The organism is Paraburkholderia sp. D15, from assembly GCF_029910215.1.
GTDB lineage: Bacteria > Pseudomonadota > Gammaproteobacteria > Burkholderiales > Burkholderiaceae > Paraburkholderia.
The window spans coordinates 729,908-745,940 of sequence record NZ_CP110395.1 but is presented as its reverse complement, the minus strand read 5'-3'; the positions used below and the strand labels follow the sequence as shown (position 1 = coordinate 745,940).

The 16,033-nt window shown below is 64.3% G+C and carries 14 protein-coding genes and 1 pseudogene; 10 read left to right on the top strand and 5 right to left on the bottom strand.

Annotated features, from left to right (window positions below; all coding sequences use genetic code 11):
* Window positions 1–109: 109 nt before the first annotated feature.
* On the top strand, window positions 110–1,108 hold the full coding sequence (locus LFL96_RS03245; protein WP_280997960.1) for a 2-hydroxyacid dehydrogenase: 999 nt from the start codon (window positions 110–112) through the stop codon (window positions 1,106–1,108).
* Between the two features lie 84 nt (window positions 1,109–1,192).
* Here LFL96_RS03245 and LFL96_RS03240 read toward each other — a convergent pair whose 3' ends face one another.
* Window positions 1,193–1,810, bottom strand: coding sequence for a hypothetical protein (locus LFL96_RS03240; RefSeq protein ID WP_280997958.1), 618 nt, complete (start codon window positions 1,808–1,810; stop codon window positions 1,193–1,195).
* 146 nt (window positions 1,811–1,956) lie between these two features.
* Here LFL96_RS03240 and LFL96_RS03235 point away from each other — a divergent pair.
* From LFL96_RS03235 to LFL96_RS03205, 7 genes and pseudogenes are all read left to right on the top strand, one after another.
* Window positions 1,957–2,064 (top strand): annotated as a pseudogene (locus LFL96_RS03235) (enoyl-CoA hydratase); the annotation flags it as partial.
* A gap of 175 nt (window positions 2,065–2,239) precedes the next feature.
* Window positions 2,240–3,406: an MFS transporter gene (locus LFL96_RS03230; protein ID WP_280997956.1), complete on the top strand. Its 1,167-nt coding sequence runs from the start codon at window positions 2,240–2,242 to the stop codon at window positions 3,404–3,406.
* Window positions 3,407–3,473: 67 nt separating this feature from the next.
* Window positions 3,474–4,634 carry an MFS transporter gene (locus tag LFL96_RS03225; RefSeq protein WP_280997954.1) on the top strand — a complete coding sequence of 387 codons (1,161 nt, stop codon included), beginning with the start codon at window positions 3,474–3,476 and terminating at the stop codon, window positions 4,632–4,634.
* Window positions 4,635–4,892: 258 nt separating this feature from the next.
* Window positions 4,893–5,564, top strand: a complete 672-nt coding sequence (locus LFL96_RS03220) for a serine O-acetyltransferase (RefSeq protein ID WP_280997952.1) — start codon at window positions 4,893–4,895, stop codon at window positions 5,562–5,564.
* Between the two features lie 8 nt (window positions 5,565–5,572).
* Window positions 5,573–6,379: an alanyl-tRNA editing protein gene (locus tag LFL96_RS03215; RefSeq protein WP_280997951.1), complete on the top strand. Its 807-nt coding sequence runs from the start codon at window positions 5,573–5,575 to the stop codon at window positions 6,377–6,379.
* Window positions 6,376–7,605, top strand: a complete 1,230-nt coding sequence (locus LFL96_RS03210) for an MFS transporter (protein ID WP_280997949.1) — start codon at window positions 6,376–6,378, stop codon at window positions 7,603–7,605. Before LFL96_RS03215 ends, LFL96_RS03210 begins: the two co-directional genes overlap by 4 nt.
* Window positions 7,602–8,537: a pyridoxal-phosphate dependent enzyme gene (locus LFL96_RS03205; RefSeq protein ID WP_280997947.1), complete on the top strand. Its 936-nt coding sequence runs from the start codon at window positions 7,602–7,604 to the stop codon at window positions 8,535–8,537. The genes LFL96_RS03210 and LFL96_RS03205 overlap by 4 nt, the downstream gene beginning before the upstream one ends.
* Window positions 8,538–8,639: 102 nt before the next feature.
* Here LFL96_RS03205 and fahA read toward each other — a convergent pair whose 3' ends face one another.
* From fahA to LFL96_RS03190, 3 genes are read right to left on the bottom strand one after another with little or no spacing between them, the layout of a single operon-like run.
* Window positions 8,640–9,947: a fumarylacetoacetase gene (gene fahA / locus LFL96_RS03200; protein ID WP_280997946.1), complete on the bottom strand. Its 1,308-nt coding sequence runs from the start codon at window positions 9,945–9,947 to the stop codon at window positions 8,640–8,642.
* Complete coding sequence (gene hmgA / locus LFL96_RS03195) at window positions 9,944–11,290, bottom strand: homogentisate 1,2-dioxygenase (protein ID WP_280997944.1); 1,347 nt, start codon at window positions 11,288–11,290, stop codon at window positions 9,944–9,946. The genes fahA and hmgA overlap by 4 nt, the downstream gene beginning before the upstream one ends.
* 34 nt (window positions 11,291–11,324) lie before the next feature.
* Entirely contained in the window at window positions 11,325–12,689 is a 1,365-nt protein-coding gene (locus LFL96_RS03190) for an MFS transporter (protein ID WP_280997942.1), read from the bottom strand.
* A 292-nt stretch (window positions 12,690–12,981) separates the two neighbouring features.
* On the opposite strand from LFL96_RS03190, the gene LFL96_RS03185 reads away from it, so the two are divergent.
* Entirely contained in the window at window positions 12,982–13,815 is an 834-nt protein-coding gene (locus tag LFL96_RS03185; RefSeq protein WP_280997940.1) for an EAL domain-containing protein, read from the top strand.
* Between the two features lie 42 nt (window positions 13,816–13,857).
* Here the strand turns inward: LFL96_RS03185 and LFL96_RS03180 are convergent, their stop codons facing one another.
* Window positions 13,858–14,646 carry an IclR family transcriptional regulator gene (locus LFL96_RS03180; protein WP_280997938.1) on the bottom strand — a complete coding sequence of 263 codons (789 nt, stop codon included), beginning with the start codon at window positions 14,644–14,646 and terminating at the stop codon, window positions 13,858–13,860.
* Between the two features lie 111 nt (window positions 14,647–14,757).
* Here LFL96_RS03180 and LFL96_RS03175 point away from each other — a divergent pair, with 111 nt between their 5' ends.
* A complete protein-coding gene (locus tag LFL96_RS03175) occupies window positions 14,758–15,948 on the top strand; it encodes an acyl-CoA dehydrogenase (protein WP_280997936.1) in 1,191 nt (396 codons plus the stop codon).
* The last annotated feature ends 85 nt before the right edge of the window (window positions 15,949–16,033 follow it).

Below are 16,033 nucleotides of genomic sequence, written 5' to 3'. Positions count from 1 at the left end.
CGCGGCCGTGTGCGGGAAAGAGGCGGCGAGTCGCGTCTCCTATACTGATTCGTCCGTGCGCCGTTCGCGTTCATTCAGGCGCGCCGGCCTGCCTTTCCCGGAGCCCGTCATGCGCATGATCCTGTTCAGCAGCCGTCAGTACGACAACGACACCTTCACCGAGGCCAACGGCAAGCACGGCTACGAACTGCACTTTCAGGAATCGCATCTGGATAGCGAGACCGCGATCCTCGCGCAGGGCTACGAAGTGGTCTGTCCGTTCGTCAACGACAACGTGGACGCCGCTGTGCTGGAACGGTTGCACGCGGGCGGCACGCGGCTCGTCGCGCTGCGCTCGGCGGGTTTCAATCACGTCGATCTGGCGGCGGCGGAACGCCTGGGCATTGCTGTCGCGCGCGTGCCGGCTTACTCGCCGCATGCGGTGGCCGAACATGCAGTCGGCCTGATTCTGGCGTTGAACCGGCGTTTGCCGCGCGCCGCCGCGCGGACCCGCGAGGGCGACTTTTCGCTGCATGGACTGCTCGGTTTCGATCTGCACGGCAAGACTGTCGGCGTGGTGGGGACCGGCATGATCGGGCGCGTGTTCGGACGGATCATGGCGGGCTTCGGCATGCAGGTGCTGGCGTACGATCCGGGCACGCCCGCGAGCGATCTGCTCGCGCTCGGCGCACGCTATGTTCCGCTGGATACGTTGCTGGCGGAATCGGACATCGTCAGCCTGCATTGTCCGCTGGTGCCGGATACCTATCACCTGATCGACGGGCACGCGCTCGGCAAGATGAAGCATGGCGCGATGCTGATCAATACGGGCCGCGGCGGGCTGGTCGAAAGCAATGCGCTGATCGGCGCGCTGAAAGACGGCCGGCTCGGCTATCTCGGCCTCGACGTGTACGAGGAAGAAGGCGGCCTGTTCTTCGAGGATCACTCGAATCTGCCGCTGCAGGACGACGTGCTCGCGCGTCTGCTGATGTTTCCGAACGTGATCGTCACCGCGCATCAGGCGTTCTTCACGCGCGAGGCGATGAGCGAGATCGCGCAGACCACGCTGGATAACGTCGCGGCGTGGCAGGCGGGGACGCCGCGCAATGTGGTGCGCGGCGCGGCTTAGGGTGGCGCGCGGAACAGCTCTGCGCGCTCAACCTCTTGCCCGCTTCACCGTTCGCCGGGCAGCTCGCCCGGCCACCCGGCCGGCTTATGGGTTGCCAGGACCGCCCAGCGTGGTCGAGCGGATCGCCGTGCGTGCATCGTCCGGGGCGCCGCACAGTTCGCGCAGCAAACCGGCTTCACGCTCGTGCACTTCCACCGGGAACCAGCGCGCGCCCGCATCCGCCAGATAGCGCGCGCGATGCTGGCCGTTACGAAACGCCACCACGCCCTCGCGCTCCAGCCCGACCCATCCGAACAGACCCGGCGCGCGACGCGTCGAGATCGTCACGTACGGCATCTGCGGAATGCGCGGGTTTTCCGGGTCGAGGAATTCGCGGATGCCGCGTACCTTGCCCGCGTGCCATTCGACAACGGGCTTCAGCACATAGTCGGTATTGTCGCGATCCGCACACGCGAGCAGCTTGCGCGCGTCGATCAGCACCACCTGATGACGTGTGCCGTCGGTGACGAAGACGCGTTTGAGACGGACATGGTCGTACCATGCGTGCTCGTGCAGCGGGATGGTCCAGACGGTCTCGGCACAGGCCGGCGCGGTGGCCGACGATGAAGTGGACGAAGGCAAAGGCAAGCTCGATAAGCCAGCGAAAATCCGCCAGCGCGTTAAAAGAGCGCTAACGCTACGAGTCGACTGTGAAAGAAGCATGACAGACCACGGCATTAATCACACTGCATGCAGCACGCCGTTCGACGAGATCAATGACACCGGATCACATCGGCACGAGCATGCTGAAAAAACCCGCGGCAAACGCAGCAAACGGGGGGACGCTAACCTCTACAGAGACAACAACGATGATACTCACGCAAATTTTCAATGACTACGTTCGCATCGAAGCTAACGAAGATATCGGCGTGGCGACGATCGTTCTTGAGCGGCCCGAGCGACGCAATGCGGTGGACGTCATCTCGCGTTTTCAGCAAAAAACAACAACTGCCCAGCGGCACGGCGCGCGTGTTTTGACTTAGGTAGAATCCCCTACTGTTTGCCTGCTCTCACCGGCGCACGCGTTCTCGCCCCGAAAATGCGCGCCGGCCGCGCGGCCTTCCCCGCCGCGTCGAATCACGCTCCGCCATCATGCCTTTGCCCCTGCTCGCCCTTGCCGTTGCCGCCTTTGGAATCGGTACCACCGAATTCGTGATCATGGGGCTGCTGCCCGACGTGGCGCGCGATCTGTCCGTCTCGATTCCCGCTGCCGGCATGCTGGTGTCCGCGTACGCGCTCGGCGTCACGATCGGCGCGCCCATCGTCGCGATCGCGGTGGCCAATATGCCGCGCAAGAAAGCGTTGATGAGTCTGATCGGCGTGTTCATCGTCGGCAATCTGCTGTGCGCGGTGGCGCCGGGTTACGCGGTGCTGATGGCCGCGCGCATCGTCACCGCGTTCTGTCATGGCGCGTTCTTCGGCATCGGCTCGGTGGTCGCCGCCGGACTGGTCGCGCCGAATCGTCGCGCGCAGGCCATCGCGCTGATGTTCACCGGCCTGACGCTCGCCAACGTGCTCGGCGTGCCGCTCGGCACCGCGCTCGGCCAGGCGGTGGGCTGGCGCACGACGTTCTGGGCCGTCACCGGCATCGGCGTGCTCGCGGCCGCCGCGCTCGCCGTCTGTCTACCGGCGAAGATTGAAATGCAGAAGGCGAGCCTCATCCACGAATTCAGCGTGTTGAAGAACCCGCAGGTGCTGATGGTGCTCGGCATCAGCGTGCTCGCGTCGGCAAGCCTCTTTTCCACATTCACCTACATCACGCCGATTCTCGAAGACGTCACCGGCTTCACGCCGCACGCGGTCACGCTCGTGCTGCTGCTGTTCGGCCTCGGGCTGACGGTCGGCAGCACGCTCGGCGGCAAGCTCGCGGACTGGCGGCTGCTGCCTTCGCTGGTGGCGTTCCTGCTGGCGATCGTCGTGATCCTGACGATCTTCGCCGGCACGATGCACGCGCAGATTCCCGCGATGATCACCGTGTTCGTGTGGGGCGTGCTGGCCTTCGCGATCGTGCCGCCGTTGCAGATGCTGATCGTCGACCGTGCGAGTCATGCGCCGAATCTCGCGTCGACCTTGAATCAAGGCGCGTTCAACCTCGGCAACGCGACCGGCGCGTGGCTCGGCGGCATGGCGATCGGCGCGGGCGCGCCGCTGACCACGCTGCCGTGGGTCGGCGTGGCGACCTCGATCGGCGCGCTGGTGCTGACGTTGTGGTCGGTGTCGATCGAGCGCCGCGCGCAGCGGATGGTGGCCGCGGGATAAGGCCACGCCGCGCACGCGCGTCGTCGAACGATGCGCGTGCGGTTCGCCCGTAGTAGCATCACGGCCGATGAAAGTCATCTTCACTCGCGATTTCCTCGCCCTCATTCTTAGCGTCGCCGTGGTCGGACTCGGCAGCGGCGCCACCCTCCCCCTCACCGCGCTCGCGCTGACGCAAGCCGGCTACGGCACCGACGTGGTCGGCCTGCTGACTGCCGCGCAAGCCGGCGGCGGACTCTTCGTCGTGCCGTTCGCGGGCTGGGTCGCGGCACGCTTCGGCGGCCGCCAGGTGATCGTCGGCTCGGTGCTGGTGGTCGCGCTCGCCACCGCGCTGATGCAACTCACCGCGAACCTGTGGCTCTGGGCGCTGCTGCGCGTGCTGTGCGGCGCGGCGCTGATGCTGCTGTTCACGATCGGCGAAGCCTGGGTCAACCAGCTTGCCGACGATGCCACGCGCGGCCGCGTCGTCGCGATCTACGCGACTAACTTCACGCTGTTCCAGATGTCGGGGCCGGTGCTGGTGAGCCAGATCGCCGGACTCGCGCATTCGCGCTTCCTGATCTGCGGCGCGATTTTCCTGCTGGCGCTGCCGATGCTCGCGACGATCCGCACCACCCCGCACGCCGCCGACGACGAACACGCGGAGCACGGCAGTTGGGCTCGCGTGTTGCCGCAAATGCCGGCGCTTGTGATCGGCACCGGCTTCTTCGCGCTGTTCGACACGATCGCGCTCTCGCTGCTGCCGCTTTTCGCGATGTCGCATGGCATCTCCAGCGAAGTCGCGGTGCTGTTCGCGTCGGCCTTGCTGCTCGGCGACACGACCATGCAGTTTCCGATCGGCTGGCTGGCCGACCGGCTGGGTCGCGAGCGGGTGCATATCGGCTGCGGCGTGATCGTCGCGCTGCTGTTGCCGTTGCTGCCGTGGGCGGTGGCGTCGCCGTGGCTGTGCTGGCCGTTGCTGTACGTGCTCGGCGCGGCGGCGGGCGCGATCTATACGCTGTCGCTGGTCGCTTGCGGCGAACGCTTTCGTGGCGTCGCGCTGGTGTCGGCCAGTTCGCTGGTCGGCGCGGCGTGGAGCGTGGCGAGCTTCGGCGGGCCGCTGGTGGCCGGCGCGCTGATGAAAGGCGTCGGCGACGATGCGATGGTGGGCGTGCTGTTTGTCGCGGCGCTCGCGTTTCTGGCGGCGGTGTGGTGGGAACGGCGGCGAGTCGCGGAAAGCGTGACAGGCTGACACAGGTGGCGCGGGTGCCGCGGACTGAACCTCGCAAGAGGTGTGAATTGGGAAATTTCCGCACCCCAAATAACCTACTTTTAAGGCAAACTCATTCATACGTATTCCTATACAGATCAATAACGTATGAGAGAGTTCTTAAGTGATTCCGAGTTTTTCGCACCGCCGACGTCGGCCCGACTTGCGTCTACTGATAAAAGCAGCGCATTTGGAATAGAGTCCGCGTCGGCAGAGGCGAGTCGGGTACTCGTTCATCTCATGCGCGCAGCGCTGATGGAATGCACGCCGCCCGACGTGGCGGCGTTGGTGACGGAACACCGTTGTTTCGCCGACGCATGCACACTCGCGCAAGAGGATCTCGCCGCGTTTCTCGCCAAGGATCCCGCTCAGCAGGACTCGGCCACGGCCATTCTCCATGGTTCAACGTCGTTCCGAGCCGTGCTGCATTACCGGCTTGCCCACTCGCTGATCGAGACGGCAGACAGCGACCCACGGGCCCCGGGTGAGCTGAAGACCTATGCATCGCTCGTCGCCAGCCGCGGCAAGCTGCTCTCCGGCGCCGACATCCATCCACGCTGCAAGATCGGGCGGCGGTTCGTTCTCGATCATGGCTGGGGTTCGGTCATCGGCGAGACGAGCCTCATCGGCGACGACTGCTATCTGCTTGGCGGCGTCACGCTAGGCGCGACCGGCATTGCCGACAACCCGGCCGGCAAGCGCCATCCCACGATTGGCGATCGCGTTCAGATCGGCGCATTCGCACGCGTTTTCGGCGACATCCGCGTCGGCAGCGACGTATTTATCGGCTCGCACTGCAGTATCACGCACGACATCGCCCCCCATTCCATCGTCACGCTGCGTTCGGAAACGCAGATCGTTCGGAGCCGGAACGGCGCCAGTCTTTCCGAACCATCGCACAACGTCATTTAATCCCACCCATGCTTCCATTTCCAAGATCCACCGCTCGCCTATATCATTCGGATTCCTTTTTGTGTCAGATCAAATCGATCATCACGAAGATTGGCGGCGACTATATCGAGCTGGCTCAAACCATTGCCTATCCGGAGGGCGGCGGCCAGGAGGCGGACACCGGCACGATCGAACTGGCCGGCGGGCAGGTCATCCGTTTCGTCCACGCGCGCAAGATGTACGGCCAACGCGCGAATCTGCCCGATTTTCCGGACATTCAACTCGGCGGCGTCGTGGAGCACGTGATCGACCCCGCCGACATACAGCATCTCGCCCGACTGAAACCCGGCGATGAAGTTTCGATCAACATCGACACCCTGCGCCGGGCGCAATTGTCGCTGAGTCACACCGCATCGCATCTTCTCTATCTCGGCGTGGGCCAAGTTCGCCCCGATGCCGTGACGTGGACGCTGGGCTGCCATATCCGTCCGGACGGGGCACGATTCGACTTTGGCGTGGCCAGCCGGTTTTCGTTGGCGGAAGTCGAAGCCATCGAGCGCATCGCCAACGACTTCGTCGCGCGAGGAAGCGCCGTGCGAACCTACGCGCATCCGGATCACGACGATGCGCGGTACTGGCAATGCGAAGATCATGTCATGCCCTGTGGCGGCACGCATCTCAGCGATACCGCGCCGATTGGCCTCATCGCCGTTCGCCGGAAAAGCATGGGGTCTGGCAAGGAACGACTGTCTTGCCAGTTTGCGGACGCGCGTTTCGACACCACCGCGTTTCATGTCGACGTTCGCAGTTCATCGGTACGCGAGGGTGGGGCATGACCGGCGCAAGTGAAAAACCATCGCAGCCATCGCGTGCACCGATCGACTTGCCGGGTACGACCTATCTGCTTACGCTTTGCCAGGCGATCAATCTGACCGCGGCCGTCGTTTCCGTCACGATTGCCGCGCTAGTCGGCGGCAAACTGGCGCCCGGTAACGCCTGGGCCACCGTACCGTACGGCGTCCAGTTCGCAGCGGTCGCCCTCTGCACCTATCCAGCGGCAAGTCTGATGCGGCGGCATGGCCGCAAAGCGGGTTTCCTGCTCGGCGCAGTCTTCCTGATTGCCGCCGGTCTTATCGGTTTCCACGCCGTCGTCAATACCAGCTTCACGGAGTTGGTCGGCGCGCATGGTTTGCTCGGCGCCTACGTGGCGTTCGCCAACTTCTATCGCTTCGCCGCCGTCGACGGGCTCGCGCCCGAACTGCGTCCGAAAGGCGTGTCGCTGGTCGTGGCGGGCGGCATTGTCGCGGCGCTGAGCGGTCCACTTTTGTCGATCGGATTGAAGGACGTGAGTGGTTTCGCGCCATTCTCGCTGTGCTATGCGTCGTTCGTGCTGCTCGGACTCGCCACGATCGTGCTGATCGCGTTCTGGCGTCCTGCCCAGGCATCCACGGCCAGCACACGCGTTGCCGGGAAAAATACCGTCACGACGCGCGCGCCGGTGTTGGCCGCCGTGGTCGCCGCCGCGTTGAGCTACCTGCTGATGAACATGCTGATGGTCCAGGCGTCGCTGGTCATGGAATCCATTTGCGCGTCTTTCGACACCAGTTCGCTGGTGATCCAGGCGCACGTCGTCGCGATGTTCGCGCCGTCGTTCGCGACCGGAATGATTCTTTCCCGCATCGGTCATCGCAATACGCTGCTTGCAGGCTACCTGTTGCTCGCGGGCTGCGCTGTCCTGGGTATATGGGGCTCCGGCATCGGAGCGATAGCAGCGGCCCTGGTCATGCTCGGGGTCGGCTGGAATTTCGGCTACGTCGGCGGCGGCGCCTTGCTGGCCTGCTCGTTGAGCGACGACCGGCGCTACCGGATGCAAGGCATCAACGATTGCGTGATTGCAGTCTGCGCGACTGCGGGCGCCTTTCTTCCCGCCGTTCTGCAAAGCTCGATCGGCTGGCAGACCACTAACCTGCTCTGTCTGCTGCTTTGTCTCGCCGCAGCCGCAATGACGTGGATATGCCTGCGCGAAGTGCGATCATCCGCGAACGAGGTTTTGCAGGCATGACGGTCAGCGCGCCGGAAATACACCCACCGTCGACAATCCAGCAAAGTTCGGGCAACGGCCTGCCTACGCCACTGCGCGAGATCGAGCCCGGCCTGCTGCTCAAGTTCGAATGCGATAACCCCGGAGGCAGTCACAAAGTACGTGCCGCACGCTTCATCGTGCGCAATGCGATAGCGTGTGGAGACATCGTGCCGGGGCGCACCACGGTCATCGAAAAAACCGGTGGCAATTTCGGTTTTGGACTGGCGATTGCGTGCCAGGCACACGGTGTTCCCGTCGACCTGGCGGTGGGACTGGGATTCAGTGGCGTCAAGCGCCGTTGTCTCGAGTTATTCGGAGCACGGCTGATTGGACTCGACATGCTCGAACGCGGCGCAACACCACGTGAGGTCATCGAGTGGCATCTGGCTCATCAGCAGGAATGCGAGCGCAGCTATTTCTACACCGATCAGTTTCACAACTCCGGCAGCGTCGCCGCGCATGAGCTCGAAACCGGCCCGGAAATCGTCGCTCAACTGAAGGCCTGGCCGCGAATCCAGAAACTGACTTTTGTTGCATGTGCCGGCACGGGGGCAAGTCTTGTCGGCATTACCAGGGCACTGAAATCGGCGGGCTACGCGCTGAATGTCGTGCTGGTCGAACCGCAAGGGTGCGATTCCCGCCACGGCGTGTTCGTGGACCACAAGCTGGAGGGCATGTCAGTCGGCGTCGCGCCGCCTTTTCTAGGCTGGCGACTCATCGACGAGGTCAGAACGGTCAGCTACGAGCAGGTGTTGGATGCCCGCAAAAGCTTCGCGAGAATTCACGGTCTGCTTCCAGGCAACACTGCCGCCGCGTGCCTCAGCGTGGCACGCGAGTTGGCGCACGATGCCGGGGACACGCATAAGGTGCTATCGATTCTGTACGACCACGGGCTATGGTACGTGCGCTAGGCATCGGCAAGATCGAGCGACCGCATGAGAACCCGGATGCGAAAAAGGCCGACGCAATTTGCGTCGGCCTTTCTATCTATCGCGCTCTTAAGCCAGGCGCCACTACGCCCGCGCCGGCAAAATCTCGCCCACGCAATCGCCGAATCCGACGCGATACCCGTCACCCTGACACCAGCCGGTCAGCGTCAATTCGTCGCCGTCCTCGATAAAGCTGCGCGTACCGCCTTCGCGCAATTCCAGCGGCTTCTTCCCGTTCCACGTCAACTCCAGCAGACTGCCGAACGAATCTTCGCTCGGTCCGCTGATCGTGCCCGATCCCATCAAATCGCCGACCCGCGTATTGCAGCCCGACACCGTGTGATGCGCAAGTTGCTGCGCCATCGTCCAGTACATGTGCCTGAAATTGGTTCGCGCGATCGTGCTCGCCTGCTTCGCCGACTGCGGACGCAGCTTCACTTCCAGTTGCACGTCGAAAGCGTGCGCGCCGTCGTGACGCAGGTACGCGAGCGGCTGCGGCTCCTGCACCGGCTGCGCGACGCGGAACGGTTCGAGCGCATCGAGCGTGACGATCCACGGCGAGATCGTCGTCGCGAAAGTCTTCGCGTTGAACGGCCCGAGCGGCACGTATTCCCATTGCTGAATGTCGCGCGCGCTCCAGTCGTTGAGCAGCACCATGCCGAAGATGTGCGCCTCGGCATCCTCGCAGGCAATCGGTTCACCCAGCGCGTTGCCCGCGCCGATCACGAAACCCGTCTCCAGCTCGATGTCGAGCTTGCGGCACGCGCCGAACACCGGGCGCTCCTGATCCGGCAGCTTCAACTGACCGTTCGGACGACGCACCGGCGTACCGCTCACCACCACCGACGACGCGCGTCCGTTGTAACCGATCGGCATCTCCGACCAGTTCGGCAGCAGCGCATTCTTCGGATCGCGGAACATCGAGCCGACGTTGGTCGCGTGCTCCTTCGACGAGTAAAAATCGGTGTAACCCGGAATCTGCACCGGCAGATGCAGATGCGCGTCGGCCTGACGGACGAGCGCCTTGGCGCGCAGCGCCGCGTCGTCGCGCACGGTCGCGGTGTCGCGCGCCAGCAGATGACTCAACTGAATGCGCACACTGCGCCACGCGTCGCGGCCGAGCGCGATGAAATCGTTCAGCGTGTCGCGCGCGAACACCTCGCGTTGCGGCACGTTCAGCAAACCGGCATTCCGCAGGACCGCCAGATCGACGATCGCATCGCCGATCGCCACGCCCACGCGACGCGCGCCGTCCGGGCCATCCTGCCGAAGGCTGAACACACCGAACGGCAGGTTCTGGATCGAAAAATCGCTGCTCGAATCGTTCGCCGATTCGACCCAGCTTTTACGCGACGGATCGAGCGTCGCCTGAAGATCGCTCAATGCGCTCATCGTTGCTCCGGGTTGAAATGTTTCGCGAGGCCTTGCCAGCACTCGTAGTAATGCGCCTGCAATTGCGCGGTCTCCAGCGCGAAACGGGTCGGCTTGATCAGCGTGCGCGTCTCGAACATGAAGGCCATCGTGTCGCCGACTTTCTTCGGCGTCGACGTATCGCCATGCGAGGCTTTCTCGAAGGTATCCGCGTCCGGCCCGTGGCCCGACATGCAGTTGTGCAGACTCGCGCCGCCCGGCAGGAAACCCTCGGCCTTGGCGTCGTACACGCCGTGCACGAGGCCCATGAATTCGCTCGCGACGTTGCGGTGGAACCAGGGCGGACGGAACGTATCTTCCGCGGCGAGCCAGCGCGGCGGGAAGATCACGAAGTCGATCGAGTCGACGCCCGGCGTGTCGCTTTGCGATTGCAGCACCAGGAAGATCGACGGGTCCGGATGATCGAAGCTGATCGAGCCGATCGTGTTGAAGCGGCGCAGGTCGTACTTGTACGGCGCGTAATTGCCGTGCCAGGCCACCACGTCGAGCGGCGAATGGCCGATGTCCGCGCGCCACAGATTGCCGTTCAGCTTGGCGACGAGTTCGAAGTCGCCTTCGCGGTCTTCATAGGCCGCGTGCGGGGTGAGGAAGTCACGCGGATTCGCGAGACCGTTCGAGCCGATCGGCCCGAGATCCGGCAGGCGCAGCAGCGCGCCGAAGTTCTCGCAGATGTAGCCGCGCGCCGCGCCATCCGGCAGCGCCACCGAGAAGCGCACGCCGCGCGGAATCACCGCGATCTCGAACGGTCCGATGTCGAGCCGGCCCATTTCCGTCGCGATCTGCAGGCGCCCTTCCTGCGGCACGATCAGCAGTTCACCGTCCGCGCTGTAGAAGAAGCGATCCTGCATCGAACGATTGGCCGCGTACAGGTGGATCGCGCAACCGCTCATCGATTCGGCCGCGCCGTTGCCCGCCATCGTCACCCAGCCGTCGACGAAGTCGGTCGGATCGGCCGGCATCGGCAGCGGGTCCCAGCGCAACTGGTTCGGCGGCGTCGGCGGCACGTCCGCGAAGTTGGCGACCAGCCGTGTCGTGGGCAGCGACGTGAACGGCTTGTGCACCGCCGCCGGCCGGATGCGATACACCCACGAGCGGCGATTGTGGCCGCGCGGCGCGGTGAACGCGGTGCCCGAGATCTGTTCCGCGTACAGGCCGTAGGCCGCGCGCTGCGGCGAATTGCGGCCTTCGGGTAGCGCGCCCGGCAGCGCCTCGGTCGCGAATTCATTGCCGAAACCCGACTGATAACCCGGCTCGATCTCGAGCCGCGAGCAGGCGGTGTTCGGCTGACGTGTTGCGGTATCCATGCAAGGTTCTCCGTTGATACTCGATCGTGTCATCTCATGCGGCCTGGGTTTCGGACGGCCGGGCGCGCTGACGCGTGGCCGCGGCGAGCGCGATCACCAGCAGCGCCGAGCACAGCACCGGTACGGCGGCGGCGTGAAACAGCGACGCGTTCGACCAGTTCAGCGCGATCAATTGTCCGCCGATCAGCGGTCCGATCACCGAACCGATCCGGCCGATGCCGAGGCTCCAGCCGATACCCGTCGAACGCAATGAGGTGGGGTAGAAGTGACCGGCCAGCGCGTTGACCGCCGGCTGTCCGCCGACCACGCAGAAGCCGCCGGCGAACACCGCGATCAGCAGCCACGGCAACGCATGCGCGACCGTGCCGATGGTGCCGACCGACAGCGCGGCGCCGGCGAAGCACACGAACAGCACGCGCACGAAGCCGAACCGTTCGATAAACCAGCCGAGCAGCAGCGTGCCGACCACGCCGCCGGTCTGCAGCACCGTACCGACGATCACCGCCGTGGACGGCGAATAGCCGGCGTCGCGCATCACCGTGGGCAGCCAGTTGGACAGGAAGTACAGATCGATCAGATTCATGAAGCTGATCGCCCACAGAATCAGCGTGACCGGCGTGCGGCCCGCGCGGAACAGTTCGGCGACTGGCGCGCCGCCATTGCCTTTTTCGCGCACGACGACGCGGGTGTTCGCATCGATCGGCAGCGACGGATCGAACTTCGCGAGCCAGCGCAGCGCGCGTTCGCTGCGCCCCTTGAGAACCAGAAACTGCAGCGACTCCGGCAAGGCCGCGAGCATCGCGAACCCGAGCAGCAGCGGCACCGCGCCGCCGACCCAGAACACCGCGCGCCAGCCGTACGCCGGAATCAGCGCGGCGCTGATGAAGCCGCCGAGCGCCGCGCCGAGCGTGAAACCGCACGACACCAGCATCATCCGCTTGACGCGATGCGCGGGCGTCGAGAACTCGCCGACCAGCGCCATCGCGTTCGGCATGATGCAGCCGAGGCCGAGACCGGTGATGAAACGCAGCGCGATCAGCGCCGGAATCGTCGAGACGAACGGCGTCGCGAGCATGGACAGCGCGAAGAAGAAGGTCGCGCCGATCAGCACCGGCCGACGGCCGATCCGGTCCGCCAGCACCGACAAACCCAGCGCGCCCAGCAGCATGCCGAACAGACTGGCGCTGAACACCGGCCCGAGCGCCGCTTTCGACACGTGCCATTCGCCGATCACGCTCGGCGCGACGTAGCCCATCGCCTGCGCGTCGAAGCCGTCGATCACGAGGCACAGGCCGCACAGCACGAGCAGCATCCACTGGAATGCCGGCTGGTGCGTTTCGCCTAGCACGCGCTCGACTTCGATGACGTTGGCGCCGTTCCGGGCCGCTTGGGTGTTCATGGGGTCTCCCCTCATCCTTGACTGGATTGTTTAACGGGCGAATGGCGATCGCCATCGTCGGTCACGCCGCAATTTACGTATAGTAAAACGAATTACGCATGGTGAAATTAACGTATACCCTGAAAACTCGCCCGAAACCGGCGGCGAGGCCGATGGCACAAGCGTTCGGCGGATAACGTTATGAGCAATTTGTCCATGTGACCGGTGTATGGACTGCTACCATCGATGGATGCGGCAACGCGTCGCGTTGCCTGGCGCCGAGCGCGCCTCTTTTGCCATCCATTGCGCCTACATGATTCCGCCGACCATCCCCAACCTGATTGCCCGCGCCACCGACCATCCCTTTCTCGGCGAATATCTGGCGATGGGACACGGCGAGCAGAGCGACATCGCGCTGGCCCGTTTCGATGGCGTCGAACTCGCAAGCGCGTACGAACCGATCTTCGACATCAGCGTGCATTCGCTCGCGCAATCGCTCACGTCCAGCGTGGAAAGCGTCGATCGTTTCGGCGACGAACTGGGCTTTCAGGCGGTCACGCGACGTCTGGACGCGCCGCCTTTCGAAGTGTTCGATCCGTTCGACCGCATCGCCGACGACCAGAAACTGGTCGCGCTCGACCGCATGTCACGGGCGCTGCATGCGATCAACTTTTTCGGCGCGCAGCGGCACGGTCTGCTGTTCCTGCGCGTGCACGAACGGCTACTGAAGAGCGTGAAGTACGACCATGGACGGCATTTTTCGACGGTGCTGGTGTCGTTCGGATTGAACCCGGCGCGGGTGGTGATCGAATTGCCGGCGGCCGCCGTCGCCCATAAGACCTTTCTCGGCTACCTGACCACCAGCTATCAGCGCTACGGGTTCAAGGTGGCGGGCAATCTGTCGAACGCGGGGCAGATTCTGTCGGTGTCGGAAACCGCGCGGCTCGACTTCATCAAGATGGATGCGGGCATCGCGTTGCGCGACGCGACGGTGAAGCCGCTGGTCGGGTATGCGAGCCGGCTGCGGATACCGTTGATCTTCAATCGTGTGATGGACGAAGCGCAGTTCGTCGCGCTTCAGCAATACGACGTGCGCTTCGTGCAAGGGCCGTTGTTCAACGCGCATTATCACGATCGCGCGGTTTGAGGCTGGCGCTGCGGTTGGAACTGCGCTGATGACGGCGGCGCTTCAGCCCGTATCGCCCAGACGCCGCGCGAGTGCCTTCAATCGCGGCCCCACGCTCTCGCGAAACACCTCTTCTCCCATCGACGACGCCGGCCCGCTGCAACTCAGCACGAGCCAGCGGCCCTCGCGCGGCTCGCGAAACGGCACCGCGACCGCGTTCACGTCGTCGTGCCACGCGCGAAACGAATAGCAGCAGCGCTCGTCGGCGAAGGCGGCGATTTCCTTTTCGGCATCGGCGGCGAGCGCCGCACCTTCCTCGGGGCCGGCCGCTTTCGTGAGTTCGGCCAGCAACGCGGCGCGCACGTCGACGGGCTGCACCGCGAGATACGCGCGGCCCATCGAACTCGTCAGCATCGAGAGTTTCGAGCCCGAGGCGAGGCCGAGCGTCAGCGCGGTTTCACTGCGGATCGTCTCCAGATAGATCATGTCGAGCCCATCGCGGCAACCGAGCGACACCGCCGCGCCGACCTCGCGCGCGAAAGTGCGCATGTGCGGCCGCGCGAGCTCCAGTGTGTCGGTGCCCGACAGCAGCGCGAAACCGAGCGACAGCACGCCGGCATCCAGCGCGTACTTACCCAGCGTTTCGTCGAGCCGCAGATAGCCGAGCACCGTCAACGTGTAGGCGAGACGGTTGACCGTCGCCTTCGGCAAACCCGTGCGTTCGACGAAATCGCGATTGCCCAGCATGGTTTCACCCGGTTTGAACGCGCGCAGCAGATCCAGCCCGCGCGCCAGGGCGACGACGAATTTGCGCTCGTCGAGCGGGTCAGCCGGAGTAGATTGAGGCGCCATGGGGTGATACACTCGATCGTGATTTGCAAAACATTGTTTCGCATAGCGGAACTCAAGTCAAGCATAACCCCGTTTCAGTCCAGCATGAAGTCAGGAATCAGGAGATAGATCATGGCCGAGGCCGCGCAGTTTCACTGGGAAGATCCGCTGTTGCTCGATCAGCAGCTCACCGAAGACGAGCGCATGGTGCGCGACGCCGCCGCGGCCTACGCGCAGGACAAGCTGCAGCCGCGCGTGCTCGAAGCTTTCCGCCATGAGAAGACCGACATCGAGATCTTTCGCGAAATGGGCGAACTCGGGCTGCTCGGCCCGACCATTCCGGAGGAGTACGGCGGTCCTGGCCTGAACTACGTCGCCTATGGGCTGATTGCGCGCGAGGTCGAGCGCGTCGATTCCGGTTACCGCTCGATGATGTCCGTGCAGTCGTCGCTGGTGATGGTGCCGATCCACGCATTCGGCTCCGAGGCGCAGAAACGCAAATACCTGCCGAAGCTCGCGAGCGGCGAGTGGATCGGCTGCTTCGGCCTGACCGAACCGAACCACGGTTCGGACCCGGGCAGCATGGTGACGCGCGCGAAGAAGGTCGACGGCGGCTACTCGCTGTCGGGCGCAAAAATGTGGATCACCAATTCGCCGATCGCCGACGTGTTCGTCGTGTGGGCGAAGCTCGAGGAAAACGGCAAGGACGCGATTCGCGGCTTTATCCTCGAAAAAGGCTGGAAGGGGTTGTCGGCGCCGACCATTCACAGCAAGGTCGGCTTGCGCGCGTCGATCACCGGCGAAGTCGTGATGGACGAAGTGTTCGTGCCGGAAGAAAACCGCTTCCCTGAAGTCAGCGGGCTGCGCGGTCCGTTCACCTGCCTGAATTCAGCGCGCTACGGCATTGCGTGGGGCGCGCTCGGCGCGGCCGAAGCGTGCTGGCACACGGCGCGTCAGTATGTGCTCGATCGCAAGCAGTTCGGCCGGCCGCTTGCCGCCAACCAGCTGATTCAAAAGAAGCTTGCCGACATGCAAACGGAAATCACGCTCGGCCTGCAAGGCGTGCTGCGTCTTGGCCGCATGAAGGACGAAGGCACCGCGGCGGTCGAGATCACGTCGATCATGAAGCGCAATTCGTGCGGCAAGGCGCTGGACATCGCGCGGCTCGCGCGCGACATGCTGGGTGGCAACGGCATTTCGGACGAATTCGGCATCGCGCGGCATCTGGTGAATCTGGAAGTGGTGAATACCTATGAAGGCACGCACGATATTCACGCGCTGATTCTGGGGCGCGCGCAGACGGGGATTCAGGCGTTCTTTTGAGGCGCGGGTTCTGATCCGCGGCGGCTTTGAATTGCAACGGCTTTGAATAAAACAGAGGGCCGGTTCTCCTGCGAGAACCGGCCCT